This is a genomic window from Halalkalibacter sp. APA_J-10(15) (genome assembly GCF_023017105.1).
Taxonomy (GTDB): domain Bacteria; phylum Bacillota; class Bacilli; order Bacillales; family Bacillaceae_D; genus Halalkalibacter.
Genome location: NZ_JALKEV010000002.1, coordinates 164,216 through 179,945 on the forward strand (window position 1 = coordinate 164,216; position 15,730 = coordinate 179,945).

Sequence of the window (15,730 nt, forward strand, 5' to 3'; positions counted from 1 at the left end):
ACCTATATGAGAAATACACCGAGTGGCTTTACTGAGTCCACTTCCATCTCCTTCATTGGACTTCTAAGAATGTTATAAAATCTGATTATGAGAAAAAAGGATGATGCTAGTTGAAAGTAACTTTCTTAGGTGGAGTGAATGAATATGGACGATCTTGCTTCCACCTGCAAGCAGATAGGGTTTCCATTTTAATCGACTGTGGCATTATGAAAAATGCCCATGTCGAGCATAAACGATTCCCTTTATTAAATAGAAAAATCGTCGAAAGTCTTGATGTGGTTTTCATCACACATTCACATGAAGATCACACAGCAGCACTTCCATTGCTTTGTGAACTTGGCTTTAAAGGAAGCATTTATGCGACATCAGCCACACTCAATCAAACGATTCAAGTGCTTACTTCACTACAAAACGGAAAACAAGGATATAGCTCTATCACTCAGCAGTTTAGACCATTAGAACCATTACCAAGACAGACTTGGCTACAATTGGCTCCGAACTATCAATTTGATTTTCAATACGGTTATAGTGGACACACACTTGGTTCTGTCTGGTTCCTATTTCGAATAAACGGTGAGCAAATTTTCTTTTCTGGTGACTACTCAACAGAGTCACCGATCCTCACAACAGATCAACCAATCATTGAAAAACCAATAGAAATCGCGATCCTAGACGGAGCATACGGGAATGAAACATGCTCACAACAAACCTATTTAGAAGAAATCTACCATGCAATTGAACACGCATTAACCTTAAAGAAAAAAGTTCTCCTACACGGGCCTATATATGGAAAATTGCAAGACTTGCTCATGTATTTTCAAAATGATAGAGCTAACTTCCTAACAGATACAGCCATCAGTCAAGAAATTAGAGCAAGTTTTGAAGCATATATGAACAATCAAAGCAACGTTAAGAAGCAAGCTCTCAAACAAATAGATGAGCTTGCCAATCAGCTGCAGACAATACCGTTAACGACATGGCTACATAACGATTCATTTTCAATTGGACTTTTTACAGAGCATGAACTTTTAAAGGAATTAACAGCAGAAAATGCGGATAATTTACTCATCTTATGTACCGGACCTTATCTAGAGAAAATTGTGGCAATCGGAGACAAGCAACCATTCCCACAATACGTGCAAAAACGTTACAAAGTCCATCCAAGTGTCTATGAATTACACGAACAAATCAAGCATCTCAAGCCGAAGAGAATTGTCTTCAGTCATAGTCCCAATAAACAAATTACCTACTTACAAGAAGTATTTACAGCAATAGGCGAAGATGTTGTACTTGCTGAAGTTGGAGATGTATTAGAAATGATTGTGAAGTGAAGAAATCCTATCAATTAGACGATCCACGAGAGCACACCTTCATGGATCGTCTTCTATGCGAAACAACCACCCTTATATTTACGCTCATTATATCCAAATGACGAAAATCACAGCACGCTTCATTCCTCTATTAAGCGCCACATTACACTCTGAAAATCGCCCGTTAATTGGGGAATATTAACCCCAATATTCATTAACTCATCTCCATAGTAACTTTCACTCAGTTCTATAATGTGATATTTTTTTGTCTTGATGAGACCTTTTAATTTAATTCTCTTAAATGGCTCATTCGCTTCCCCTAACACTTTCACATAAGAAAAAACAGCTTCAGACTGATCATCTGTAACGAACATCCACGCCGCATCCTGCTGTTTAAATGGATTCACTAAACGATACATTTCACCGAATTGAACAATATGACGAATCGTCTTATAATACGCTACCTGCTCCTTAATCACTTGGTGTTCCTCACTCGACAACGTAGTCACATCTAACTCATAACCAAAGTTCCCTGACATAGCAACATGACCCCTTACCTCAATAGGGGTTTCACGATGTACCTGATGATTCGGAACAGCCGATACATGTGCTCCCATTGAACGAATTGGATAAACAAGACTCGTTCCATATTGGATCTTCAAACGCGAAATAGCATCCGTATTATCACTCGTCCATGTTTGTGGCATATAGTAAAGCATCCCAGGGTCGAATCGTCCACCTCCACCTGAGCAACTTTCAAATAATACATGTGGAAAGGCTATCGTAAGTTCCTCTAGCACACGGTACAACCCTAGCATATAACGATGACCTGTTTCTCGCTGCCTGTTTTTCGATAACTGTGCCGACCCCACTTCAGTCATATGGCGATTCATGTCCCATTTTACATACGTAATCGGAGCTTGCTGTAATATAGCCGAAATTCGCTTAATCATTTCATTACATACATCATGCCGTGAATAGTCCAAGACTAATTGATTCCGACTTTTCGAACGTCTTCGATTTGGAACATGAATACACCAATCAGGATGCTGACGATACAATTCACTATCTTCTGATACCATCTCTGGTTCAAACCACAAGCCAAATTGCATATCCAGCTTTGTAATTTTTCGTGCTAATTCTTCTAAACCATTAGGCAATTTCTTTTCATCAACAAACCAATCTCCTAAGGAAGAATTATCGTCATCCCTCTTACCAAACCATCCATCATCTAAGACAAATAGTTCTATACCTAACTCTTTACCACTTTTAGCTATGTCATATATTTTATCCTCATGAAAATCAAAATAGGTCGCTTCCCAATTATTAATTAAAATCGGACGTTCTAGATCACGAAATACTCCTCTACAGAGACGCTGTTGATAGAGACGATGAAATGTATGTGACATCTCCGTTAAACCATTACTAGAATAAACCATCACCACTTCTGGCGTTTGAAAGTTCTCACCAGCCTGAAGCAACCATGAGAAATCAAACGGATTAATCCCCATCGTGACTCGTGTTTGTGAAAATTGATCAACTTCTGCAGTCGCCAAAAAATTACCGCTATAGACCAAGTTAAAAGCAAAAACTTCACCTGTATCTTCAGTTGTATTTTCATCAACTAGTGCAATAAATGGGTTATGCTGGTGACTACTTGCACCTCGACGGCTTTCTACAGACTGAACCCCAGTATGAAGTGGTGATTGTTCAATATGCCTTTCGCGGCAATGAGCTCCTGGTAAACGAAGCATTTCAAAGTTAGCACTACGAAAATCAACATTCACACTTGCCGCTTTTTCTATTTTCAATGATTCTCTCCCATTATTTTCAAAACGAACAGAGCGTGTCATTGCATTCCACTTCTCAAAGACTGTATACGTAAGCACAACTCGTAACTGTGTAAGCGAATCAAGCAATGTAATTTCAAGAGTTTCCGCCTCATCTTCATTTTCCACATACGTAGCTGGGAGGCCATTTAATTGTGGCTTACCTTTTTCAATTCGATGTGAATGATAACGCAAATCCATCACCGTACTGCCATTTTCTAATTGAATATGAACAGCAGGAAGACGATAATCAGTATGACCAAACGAAGGATACTCTTGCGGTAACGTATCTAATGAAAATGTCCGATCTGAAGCAATCGGATTTCCAGAAAAACCACGATCTGCATAACGAATCGCATTCGAATGATGATAACGATTCACCTTTTTTCCCCAATACAAATGAGCTACATAGCCTCCATCTAGCAATTGAAAGACATAACTCATATCATTAGCTTGCAAGTGAAACGTACGTGTCTGTTCTACAAAGGTAATCCCCATCTTTCACTCCACCCTCCAAAATAATAAACAGCATTATATTGCTCAAAAAAAATACATGAATTCTTCTTCTTTAAACACTATATAATCTTATAAATACTTATATCAAGGGTAATTAATTGAAATTAGAGTATTATATTGCTGTTGATGTTATACTAGTTAAAAGAGAAGATAATAAAAAACGAGGTGAGTAGTTTGACAATTATTAAGCATAAAATGGGAAATGTCCGCCTATTTCTAGATAAACAGGACGACCTTCCAACATTAAATTCGATCGGATGGGAACTACGAACAGATAATGACAAGGAAATATATGATTGGAATTGCACAAATCGTATGGACAAACAATGTTTGTTTCAATATACAGTTGCAGGAGAAGGAGAACTAGAGGTCGGGGGAAATGTCCACCACATCAAAGCAGGACAAGCCTTTCTTATCGAAATTCCTGGTCCATTTTCTTATCGCTTTCCACAAGGAAAACAAAAATGGGAATATAAATACCTCTCTCTCACTCTTAACGCATATCCGTTGTGGGCACCCCTCATAGAAAACGGAGGGAGAATTATAAACCTAGCTCCTGATAGTAACGTCCTTCAATTTTGGGACAAACTTTTCGAAAAAGCATTAACCGATCAAATTAAACATATTTATGACAATTCTTCGTACGCTTATCGCTTCTTAATGGAGGTTCGCCACGCTGTTCAACAGCAATCGAAGCCAAGTTCAACTCCTGAACCGATTCAAAAGTGCTTACACTTTATAGATCGTTCTTTTCACAAGCCAATTGGACTCGATGAAATCGCCGAAGCTGCTGGACTATCTAAGTTTCACCTTATACGTATTTTCCAAAAAAGTATCGGCGAATCACCTATTAATTATTTAATTAAAGTACGCATTAAAGTGGCCGCTCAAAGATTAATCGAAAACGATTTACCCATTTATGAAATCGCTAATCAATGTGGCTTTTCAAGTGCGAATTATTTTTCAAAAGTGTTTCAAAAGCATACATCCCTTACCCCATCTGAATTCAGAAATAGCGTAGGCAAGCAACAAATATCTGAAGTGTTTGTCAAATAACCCTCTTCTTAGGCAGCAATAAGGCTTCTTATTGCTGCCCCATTCAATCTAGCAATATATTACCCTATCATGCAATTAATTACTCTTGTTCACATTATTAAGTTAACATATTATTGATTTACACAAATTAACCGCTTATCGATTATGAAGCAATTTAATATCCATATTATTTTATTTATGAATAATACTACTAACGAATGCTCATTCGTTAATCGGTTTTTTGTTAAGAGTAATTGAGATCGCTTTCAATATATACAAATTGAAAAGGGGAGATTGACATGAAAACATGGCTTAAAGCGACTATCATAGGTGCATTAACTGTATCAATGTTAATAGCTTGTGGAGAAAGAGATTCATCAGGTGATACTGAAATCGTACAACTTGAATTTTTCCAATTCAAAGGAGAAGCAGTTAGCGAATTTGACACTCTTATTGAACAATTCGAACAGAAGCATCCAAATATTCGAATCGAACAAAACAATGTACCTGATCCAGACACCGTACTATTCTCTCGATTATCACAAAATGACATTCCTGATATCATGACTATTAACGGGGGTGTTACGTATGGTGAAATCGCTAACGCCGGTGTGTTAATGGATCTCAGTGATTACGAAAATCGCAACTCCATTATTGATGAATATGAAGAAATGCTTCAACGCCTTAGTAGAACTGATGAATTATTCGCATTACCACATACAGTTAATGCTAATGGTGTTCTTTACAATAAGAAGAAATTTGAGGAATTAGGTTTAGACATTCCTGAAACATGGGATGAGTTTATCACTCTTGCTGAAACGATTCAAGAACATGGGGAAACACCACTTTATTCAACTTACGGTGAAGCGTGGACCATCCTTCCCCCATTAAATACATTAGCTTCAAATATACATGGCATGGAGTTTTTTGATGAACTTGAGGCTGGCAATACATCTTTTAGTGACGTCTATAGTGACATTGCATTAAAAATGAAAGAATTACTTCAATATACAGATAACGATGTATTCGGAGCAGATTATGATATTGGAAACACAGCTTTCGCCAATGGAGATGCTGTAATGTATATGCAGGGGGTGTGGGCATTAGGTCCAATTCTAGATGCTAATCCTGATCTGCAGGTAGGGGTCTTTCCAATGCCTGCAACAAATGAAGCAAATCAAAATAATGTCATTTCCGGTGTTGATGTAGCAATAGCCATTGCGGACGATACAGACTATCCTGAAGAAGCCCAACTTTTCTTAGATTTCTTACTACAACCAGAAAATATAGAAGTCTATTTAGAAACACAGCGAATGTTTTCTGCTGTTGAAGGGGCTGAACAAGAGAATGAAGCATTACAAGAGCTACAAGTTTACTTTGATAATGAACGAGTCTCACCGTTTTCTGACCATTATTACCCACAAGGATTTGGTGTCGACATTATGTTCCAAGATTATTTATTAGATGGTTCTCTCGATACTCTTTTAGCTGAACTAGACTCAGAATACGAACGATTAACAAGACAATAATATGGGTTTACACTCATTTAAGGTCACTGTTCTCAGTGACCTTAAACATCCATGCTCGCAAGAAGGGAGAACATATCATGATTAAGAAAAAACCGTCAGTCTACTTTTTTATGGTCATCCCAGCTTTGTTGTTATTTTTTAGTTTCCACACTCTCCCTGTACTACAAGGAATCTTTTATAGCTTCACGAATTACCGTGGTTATGGAAACTGGGACTTTGTTGGGTTTAGAAATTATATGAATGTGTTTAGTGATAGCCGCATTTATAATGCTTATTTTTTTACATTTAAATTTGCTATCGTTTCTACAATTTTAGTTAATATGATTAGCTTAATAATCGCTCTTGGCTTAAATGCCAAAATTAAATTTCATAGAACATTACGTGGCATCTATTTTATGCCAAACATTTTAAGTATTTTAATTGTAGGATTTATCTTTAATTTCATCTTTGCTGTCTTCATTCCAAATATCGCAGAGAATTTGGGCATTACTGCCTTAACTACAAGTATTCTTGGAAGTCGAGACCACGCTTGGATAGCAATTGTCATTGTTGCCGTATGGCAAGCTGCAGCCTTTAATACCATTTTATATTTAGCTGGATTATCAACCATTCAACAAGACCTATATGAAGCAGCTAGTTTAGATGGAGCTAACAGTTGGATGAAATTTTGGAAAGTAACATTCCCATTAATCGCTCCATTCTTTACCATTAATATGGTACTAGCAATGAAGAACTTTTTAATGGTATTCGATCATGTTGTTGCGCTAACGGGTGGTGGCCCGGGACGCTCAACTCAATCGATCTCTTTACTCATTTATGAGGATGGTTTCTCAGGTGGACAATTTGCCTTACAATCAGCTAACGCGGTCATTTACTTTATCATTATCGTCACCATCTCCATCATTCAAATACGTGTACTCCAGAAAAGGGAGGTGCAAATGTAATGAGTCAAAATAAATATAATTGGCTAGTCACCTTTTTATTAATGCTTGGAACAATCGTTATTCTTTTCCCACTTTATATTACAGTGGTTAACGCATTTAAGACACCTGCAGAAACGGCAGCTTCAATTCTTGCGTTACCAGATTCACTCTCATTTGCAAACTTTAATAGAGCGATTGAAATGACGAACTTCTTTAACGCGTTAGGAAATAGTGTATATGTAACTTTATTTACCGTGTTATTTACAGTCCTATCCAACTCACTTGTCGCTTACGCAATCGCACGAAACATGCATAAAAAAATGTATCGTTTCTTATTTTATTATTTCGTCAGCGCCATGTTCGTTCCTTTCCCTATCATTATGCTACCAATAGTCAATCAAATGAGCTCGATGGGGCTGATGAATTTAAATGGGCTCATTTTACTCTATATCGTTTACGGGTTAGCATTTAACGTTTTTCTCTATACAGGTTATATTAAAACGATCCCGAAAGAATTAGAAGAAGCTGCAATCGTGGATGGATGCTCACAATGGGGGGTTTTTTGGAGAATCATTTTTCCGATTCTATCACCCATTAATGCAACTGTTGCCATCTTAACAGCTCTGTGGGCATGGAATGATTTCCTTTTACCTCTAGTTATTTTGTCTAACCGAGCTGATCAAACGTTACCACTCGTTCAATATGTCTTTCAAGGTCAATTCGCAACCAACTATAATTTATCATTCGCTTCTTACTTAATGGCACTACTCCCAATGATCATACTGTATTTATTTTTACAACGCTACATTATTAGTGGTGTAACACAAGGAGCGATTAAATCATAATACCGCAGATCTCCTATAAGCCCATAATCTTTTACAACTATGGGCTTTACCTCTTTTTCACAAACGCTCTCCTCTCTGCATATTCCAAACATTTAGGATAGACAAACGCTTCTTCGCCATTAATTTGATATAGCACTTACAGAAGTAGCAGCTCCTATTAAAGAAAGATTATATATATCGAACCATTTCCCCACCTCCTTGTTCCAAACATCCCCTTAAATTAGCTTATGCCATTCTACAATTCAATGGTAAAATAAATATAGCAAAAAAGGTTAAGAATTCCAGAATGGTTTGTTGTTAAAGTAAGGATATGGGAGGTTTAAGGGGAATGGATTATATATGTAGTATACAAAAATCAATTGATTACATTGAAGAAAATCTAGGTGAAGAACTATCACTTTCAACTTTAGCAGAAATCGCCCACTTTTCTCCTTTCCACTACCATCGCATATTCCAAACGATGGTTGGAGAATCAGTGATGGATTATGTCAGAAAAAGAAGATTAACATCCGCAGCAGAACGTTTATATTACACTGAGGAAAAAGTGATTACCATTGCACTAGAAGTCGGATTTCACTATCAAGAATCGTTTAATCGTGCATTCAAAAAGTGTTATGGAATTTCACCTAAACAATACCGCAATGCCAACTCCATCTCCGGCCCCTTACGTGGAAAAGTTCAACTCACTCCCAAAATCACAATTGGAGGAAAACGTATGCAACCTAAATTAATCACAAAACCTAAATTTAACATTATTGGCTATGAACTAAAGACAAAAAATGTCGACGGTCAAAACAGTCGAGACATTCCGCAATTTTGGCAGCAGTACATGCAAAACAATCTATGCTCCAATATCCCAAACCCTCTCAAACCAAAAGAAGAGCTAGGCATCTGCACCGATTTCTGCCCTGAAACCAATGAATTTGTTTACATCATTGGTAAAGAAGTGGAACAAGGAACAAAGGCTCCAAGTGGATTAGTATACAGAGAATTTCCTGAAATGGAGTATGCCGTATTTACAACGCCAACAGCAAACGAAGAATCATTCACCTCTAACATTCAATCAACCTGGAATTATATCTTTGCAGAATGGTTTCCTCAAACAGACTATGAACATAATGGTACGACTGAATTCGAACTGTACGATGAACGATGCTACGGATCTGAAAAGGAAATGGATATTTATATACCGGTGAAAAAACGAGTCGTTTAAATAGAATCCTTTGCTAAAAAGTATAAGAAGCCCTTTCAAAAGCTAGTTGAAAGAGCTTCTTTTTTATTTCTGCTTATTGTTTTTAGAACATACACTTGACATCGATATTTTTATATATTATATTTAAATGATACGTAATAGATAAGAACAAACATAAAAGTTTATATATAAGATTTATTGGCATTCTATTAAGATTTTTTTACTTATTCACACTGGATTGGCTTCGGAGCCATGAGGATGTATGAGAGGTAGGGCTTACATTGTTTAGGTTTTTAAAGGTTAGAATAAAAGACGCGGCTATCTTACAAATTACTTGAAATGATCAGATTATCCTATATACGTAAATTCACGCGAACAAGATGATGATCTTGTTCGCGTTTTTATGACACGAACGAGACCACATCTTTTGAGAAACATCCCCCTAAAGAATCGTATGATCATTAAAGCTAAACATATAACTCCAAGAGGATTCATTTCATCCTTTCTATCATACACCGAGTAAATTTAAGAGGTTGCATCGTTTAGTTGACTAGAATGTCACGTAGTATCACATTCCTGTTTTTCTTGAATTAGTCACAGTAATATATATAGTTAGAACTATACATAATAACAATATAATATGAAATAGTGTATGAAGAGTATTCGGAATAATACCATTTAATTCAGGAAGGAAAGTGTGTGTATCTCCAAACATTTGATTGTACCTAACCGTCCTTTGCTCTGCGCCATAGCCAAAGAAATAAGGAATCCACCAATCCAACAATGCCCCTGCAAAAATACAGATTTGATGGATAACCAACCAGAGCTTTACCCAGATTGGATACTCTTTACCCATAAAAATAGATAAGAGTCCCATTAATAATAAAATTTGCATTACACCAATCATTGTAACGATCAACATCTCATTAAATGAACGGCCTTCTGCAATAGCTTGGACATCATTTAATGATCCTAATGGTATCCAATCTTGCATAATCATAAATAATAAAATCAAACTGAACCCTGCAAATAATATCTTCTCCGAAAACCTAATTTCTCTTCTCACAACGTTTCCCTCCTAGTATTTAATAACGCATTTCACAAGGTAAAGTCATATGCTGTATAAAAGATTATGGCGTTTATTGCACGAACATCATGAATTTCCTCGGTTACACTTTAAAATATCTGTTTTTTTCAAATATACCCAATAGAACACCATGAGATTAGCGCTCGGGAAACAAACATGTCCTTGCATTTTTGAACTTAACAAAAAAGAAAGTGCTCACAGCTTTATAACGCTGTAAGCACATTTCCTTTCCTATTCTTAAATAGCTTTTTCGATACTCTCAGCTTTTTTTCTCTTTTTACGAGTAAAAATCTTTTTCACACCACGTCCAACGTCGTTAAATAACAGATAAACAGATGGAATTAGCACTAACGTAATCACTGTCGCAAACAGCAAACCACCAATAATAACGGTCGCCAATGGCGCCTGATACGCACTAGCACTTCCTGTTGCAAGAGCAAGTGGAAGCATCCCACCTACTGTTGTTAAGGTTGTCATGAAAATCGGACGAATACGGTTTTTCCCAGCTTCTTTGACTGCTTCATGAACGGTAAGTCCCTCATTACGAAGCTGTTTCGTTCGATCAATTAGTAAGATCGCATTGTTTAGCACAATTCCAATCAGCATTAACAATCCTAATGCAGAAAACACACTCAGTTCACTCTGTGTGATTAATAATGCCAAAATCGCTCCAATCACTGTCATCGGAATAACAGACATAACAATAATCGGATGGACTAAGCTGTTAAATTGAACAGCCATGACAAAGTATACAAGGAAAATCGAGATGGCTAAAACGATTAACAGGTCCATGATCATTTCTTGCTGTAGCTCAATGTCACCAGCCATCTCTACCGTATAGCCTGCAGGCGTATCAAAGTCAGCTACAACCTGTTGAACATCACGTGAAACCGAGCCTAAATCTCTACCTTCCATTTCTGCAGAAACCGTCACATAACGCTCGCCATTATCTCTGCTAATTTCTAAAGGTGAATGGATCGTCTCTAAACTCATATAATTCGATAACGGCTCTGTTCCAGTCAGTGTCCCAATTTCGAACTCCTCTAGCGCTTCCTCGTTATCAAGCACAACATCTAATTTAGCAACAACTGGTACGGTCAATCCATTTTCAACCAATTCCCCTACTGGCGCAGTAGAGAAAGACCCTTGCAATTGCCCTAGTATCTCTGAAGCAGTTAAACCATCCTCTTCTAAGGCATCCTCGTCAAGTACTAATAAACGCTCCTCACTTGTCTTATCGATTGAAGTTCCAACATTTACTAAGCCTTCAATCCCTTCAAGCTCACTTACTAAATGATCACCTAGCTCTTGAATGGTTGATAAATCATCACCTTTTACGACTAACTGAATAGGCGCAGCACCTGTTGGTCCCATCAACATGCCAACACTTTTCACAGGGTACTCGTCTTCAAGCTCTCTTAACGCCTCATTAATCGCAATGTTTACCTCATCTTGATCAGTCGTAATCTCATCGCCCTTGGTCATATTTATAAGAGCAAACAAATACTGAACATCATCGAGAAAAATACTCGTCTCAACATCTGGAACTGTTGTTAACTTCTCGCTCGCTGCTTGAACGATTTCATCTCTTTCAGAAGGAGTCAAACCACTTTCAAGCTCAATACCAAGTTCAGCATAACGATCATATACATCTGGCATCAGTGTAATAGGTACTTTCGTTGTCATCACAATTGAGCCAACAAATATGAGGAAGAAGAGACCGATCATCGAATAACGACGTCTTTTCTTACCACTTAACCAACCAATCAAACGGCCATACCCTTCAATGATTCGACTCGATCGCTTCTTTTTATTGGCCTTTCTTTTCAGCTTCAGAAAGTTTTCCGAAAGAGAAGGGATAAGACTAAAGGAAACCACGACCGAACTTACTAACGTAATGACGACTACAACGCTTAAAATAAGAATAAACACACCAAAATCGCCACCAAATAACCCTACAGGAACAAATACAACAACTGTCGTTAACATCGAAGCAAGAACAGCAGTGGCTACCTCACGCACCCCCTTGACAACAGCATCCATTCCAACAAAGCCTTGTTCCTTCTTACGATAAATCGATTCTAAAATAACGATTGACGCATCGACCATCATTCCAATCCCCAGACCGAGACCAACTAATGTCAAAATATTAAAGCTATATCCAATTATCCACATTGTGGAAAAAGTTAAAAGAATCGATACAGGAATGGTCAATCCAACAATGATTGTCGCTCGAATGTTTCGTAAAAACAGCATTAAGATAACGAGTGCAATCATTCCCCCAATCAAAATATTTTGTACCACACCATCTAACGCTGAGCTTACGTAATCAGCCTCCGCGACAATTTCCGTAAAGGAAAATGGAAAGCCTTCTTCTTTCATCGTCTCTACTTCGGCACGAACAGCTTCAGCCATATCTAATTGCGTATAGCCATTCGCACGGCCAATCTCGATCAGAATGAAGTCCCTGCTTCCATCCTTCCACGCGATAGATGAATGTTGATTCGCTTCTTCTCTTACATCAGCAATTTCATCGAGTCTGATCGCTCCATTCATTGTCGGAATCATCGTCTCTTCCAATTCTCCTAGCGTATGAAAGGCTGTATCCCAACGGAGTGACGGTGCATTCTCTTCTTCAGTCAATTCCCCTAAAGACATCGCGATATTTTCTTGCTGTAGAACACTAATCACTTGATTCATATCAAGCCCATGCTCTACTAACTCATCACGATCAAATTCAATGACATACTCTTTCTCTTCAATCCCACTTAAACGAACTTCTCTTACTGAAGCAATGGCTTCGAGTCTTTTTTTCACTTCATTTCGAGCGAAGGTACTTAACTCATCCATCGAACCATCAGACAGCTCCATGTAAAACTCAAACCCTTGATCTGTAGACATCGGGAACACTTCAATAAAGTGAACCTCCGACAGCTCTGCCTCCAAACGACTCGCCCCAGCCTCGAGATCTTTCATCACATCTTGTAAACGTCCATCTTCTATTTCTACATATAAAGAACTACTTCCGGTCGCTGAATTAGACTGAAAGGACTCTACTCCGTCCGTCCCACTTAAAAGCTGCTCAAGTGGTTTTGTTACCCGTTCCTCAACATCTAATACCGGCATATCACCCGCATAGACGGAAACAAGAGCCATATCAAAATCAATGCCCGGTATGAGCTCCTTATCAAGCTTATTAATCGAATAAACCCCTACGATAAAAACTAATACAACCATAAGTCCAATTAAAATTTTACGTTCTAAAATCTTACGTAGTACACTCATTAAAACCCCTCGCTTTTTTCATTGTTATGTATGGACGCATCATCCACACATCATTTCCTTCACTACTTACTATACATGGAAGGATTATCCTACTCGACGTGCTTGAGTCTGTTCCATTCTAAGACTTAAGACTGATTTTCTATTAGATTGCAAACGATGAACCACTACCGGAACGAATAAAATCACATTTACGTATCAAAAGATAAGAAAAATACGATAGCAAACTTTCTTTTCTACAGATATGTACGTAGTGGATTTATTTCAGAAAAACTTATAAAGCACGCATCCTACGCACTCGTGAATTCGTCTTTCTACTCTTTCATTAAATTTCCAGCAACCCCCCTCGTCACATGTAAAGTTATACTGTTTATATAGATATACACAGTATAACACCGAATTTTTCATTGTCAATACAAAATGGCACAGAAAAAAGATGCTACCCATTACGTATGATTTTCATTGGTGCAATTCTCCACTTAAACGTCCATGTTCACCATCTACGTTCTTACATTTGTTCATTACATTGAAAAAAGCCTCTAAATTAACAGAAAGCCATTTATCCCTATGGACAGCACTATAAATCGCAAGAGGGGTATTATCAAGATTCGTTTGTATCTCCACAAGCTCCCCACTGTTCATTTCTTCTTCCACCGTAAAGTCTGGAAGAATTGCTTTTCCTAAACCAGACAGTACACACTTTTTAATTGCTTCAATGCCAGGTAATTCAATCTTTCTCATTGACACTTGTTCCATCGTTTTGACATATTCGTCAATTATCGAACGCCAGCTACAAGCATTTTCCGTTACAAGCATCGTATGTTGATGAAAATGATTTTTATACTTTGTCGATTGAATGAGTGATAATCTAGTATCCTCCATTTTAGTGATGGTCAATTCATTCGTAGTCCAACCGGCTGTTTCTACTAGAATAGCCACGTCTATTTCGCCCTTCCGTAGCTGATCTGTTAAATTCTCATACTTAATCGATTTAACGGTTAATTGGACATTAGGATAATGCTCCGTGAAGTTCATAATGATTGTTGGGATCCAATAAATCATTAACGATTCACTAACACCGATTGTGAGCTCTCCTGAAGGTTCATCCGATTCTTTAATCATTTCTTTTGATTTAGTGTATAAGGTAATGATATCCAACGCATAAGGGAGAAAACGCCGGCCAGTTTGTGTCAATGTTACTTTTTTACCTAATCGATCAAAAAGCGGATAGCCCAATTCGGTTTCTAACTCTTTAATATGAGCTGTAATGGATGATTGGGCATAACCTAATTCTTGAGCAGCCTTGTTAAATCCCCCTAAATCAACAATTGTTCTAAACGTAATAAGATGACGAAGCTCCATTTCAATCCTCCTATCATTTTTAATGAATTTATATATCATAATTATCAATTTTACTGAATTATAATCCTATTATATACTGAATCTATACAATATTCCAAAGAGAAAAGAAAGAGGTGCATGATGAAAGTATTAACCGTCGTTACCCACCCAAGATCAGACTCATTAACTTTTGAAGTAGCTCATTCATTTATTAAAGGGCTAAAAGAAGCAGGTCATGAAACGGAATTATTCGATCTTTACCGAAGTGGCTTTGACCCAGTACTATGGGAGGAGGATGAGCCGGATTGGAAAGCAACTGAACAAAGCTATTCTCCTGAGGTTGAATCAGAAATGAAAAAGTTAAATGAATTCGATGCATTAGCATTTATCTTTCCGCTCTGGTGGTGGAGTATGCCAGCTATGATGAAGGGCTATATCGATCGTGTCTGGAATTACGGATTTGCATACGGGCCAGGCAAGCTTCAACATAGTCATGTTTTGTGGCTTAGTCTAGCAGGGGCTCCAATTGAACGTTTTGAAAAAAGAAAATACGATCACATGATCACTCACTACTTTAATGTCGGTTTAGCTGATTACTGTGGCATTCCTCATTCAACCTTTGAGCTTTTTTACGATACTGTCAATGTTAAATCAGGTTATGTAAAAACCTGGTTAAATAGAGCTTATGAGCTTGGTTACCATTATGGAAAATAGATATCATGAATGAATCGAGATGAATACTCTTATATTCATTAATGATCACTGGAGAAAATTGAATCACCATTCGAATTTTCTTTGACTTGACTACAACTCTTATGTCCCTACCTCAACACTTTCAATT

11 protein-coding genes are annotated in these 15,730 nt (G+C 37.5%); 7 read left to right on the forward strand and 4 right to left on the reverse strand.

The features are described 5' to 3' along the window. Positions 1-110 precede the first annotated feature (110 nt). Positions 111-1,331, forward strand: coding sequence for an MBL fold metallo-hydrolase (locus MW695_RS03665; RefSeq protein WP_247103483.1), 1,221 nt, complete (start codon positions 111-113; stop codon positions 1,329-1,331). Positions 1,332-1,450: 119 nt separating this feature from the next. On the opposite strand, the gene MW695_RS03670 is transcribed toward MW695_RS03665, so the two are convergent. Further along, positions 1,451-3,637: an alpha-galactosidase gene (locus MW695_RS03670; RefSeq protein WP_247103488.1), complete on the reverse strand. Its 2,187-nt coding sequence runs from the start codon at positions 3,635-3,637 to the stop codon at positions 1,451-1,453. A gap of 192 nt (positions 3,638-3,829) precedes the next feature. Between MW695_RS03670 and MW695_RS03675 the strand changes: the two genes are divergently transcribed. From MW695_RS03675 to MW695_RS03695, 5 genes are all read left to right on the forward strand, one after another. Beyond that, positions 3,830-4,711, forward strand: coding sequence for a helix-turn-helix domain-containing protein (locus MW695_RS03675; protein ID WP_247103490.1), 882 nt, complete (start codon positions 3,830-3,832; stop codon positions 4,709-4,711). Positions 4,712-4,989: 278 nt separating this feature from the next. Further along, positions 4,990-6,219 (forward strand): ABC transporter substrate-binding protein, encoded by a 1,230-nt coding sequence (locus MW695_RS03680; protein WP_247103491.1) that lies wholly within the window; start codon positions 4,990-4,992, stop codon positions 6,217-6,219. Positions 6,220-6,296: 77 nt separating this feature from the next. Further along, on the forward strand, positions 6,297-7,163 hold the full coding sequence (locus tag MW695_RS03685; RefSeq protein ID WP_247103493.1) for a carbohydrate ABC transporter permease: 867 nt from the start codon (positions 6,297-6,299) through the stop codon (positions 7,161-7,163). Beyond that, a complete protein-coding gene (locus MW695_RS03690) occupies positions 7,163-7,987 on the forward strand; it encodes a carbohydrate ABC transporter permease (RefSeq protein ID WP_247103495.1) in 825 nt (274 codons plus the stop codon). Before MW695_RS03685 ends, MW695_RS03690 begins: the two co-directional genes overlap by 1 nt. A 328-nt stretch (positions 7,988-8,315) precedes the next feature. Then, positions 8,316-9,200 carry an AraC family transcriptional regulator gene (locus MW695_RS03695; RefSeq protein WP_247103504.1) on the forward strand — a complete coding sequence of 295 codons (885 nt, stop codon included), beginning with the start codon at positions 8,316-8,318 and terminating at the stop codon, positions 9,198-9,200. Between the two features lie 547 nt (positions 9,201-9,747). On the opposite strand, the gene MW695_RS03700 is transcribed toward MW695_RS03695, so the two are convergent. The 3 genes from MW695_RS03700 to MW695_RS03710 all read right to left on the reverse strand — a co-directional run bounded on the left by MW695_RS03700 (position 9,748) and on the right by MW695_RS03710 (position 14,910). Then, entirely contained in the window at positions 9,748-10,245 is a 498-nt protein-coding gene (locus tag MW695_RS03700) for a hypothetical protein (RefSeq protein ID WP_247103506.1), read from the reverse strand. Between the two features lie 258 nt (positions 10,246-10,503). Then, positions 10,504-13,551, reverse strand: a complete 3,048-nt coding sequence (locus tag MW695_RS03705; RefSeq protein ID WP_247103508.1) for an efflux RND transporter permease subunit — start codon at positions 13,549-13,551, stop codon at positions 10,504-10,506. Between the two features lie 456 nt (positions 13,552-14,007). Then, positions 14,008-14,910 (reverse strand): LysR family transcriptional regulator, encoded by a 903-nt coding sequence (locus MW695_RS03710; protein ID WP_247103509.1) that lies wholly within the window; start codon positions 14,908-14,910, stop codon positions 14,008-14,010. A gap of 120 nt (positions 14,911-15,030) precedes the next feature. On the opposite strand from MW695_RS03710, the gene MW695_RS03715 reads away from it, so the two are divergent. After that, positions 15,031-15,603 (forward strand): NAD(P)H oxidoreductase, encoded by a 573-nt coding sequence (locus tag MW695_RS03715; RefSeq protein ID WP_247103510.1) that lies wholly within the window; start codon positions 15,031-15,033, stop codon positions 15,601-15,603. The last annotated feature ends 127 nt before the right edge of the window (positions 15,604-15,730 follow it).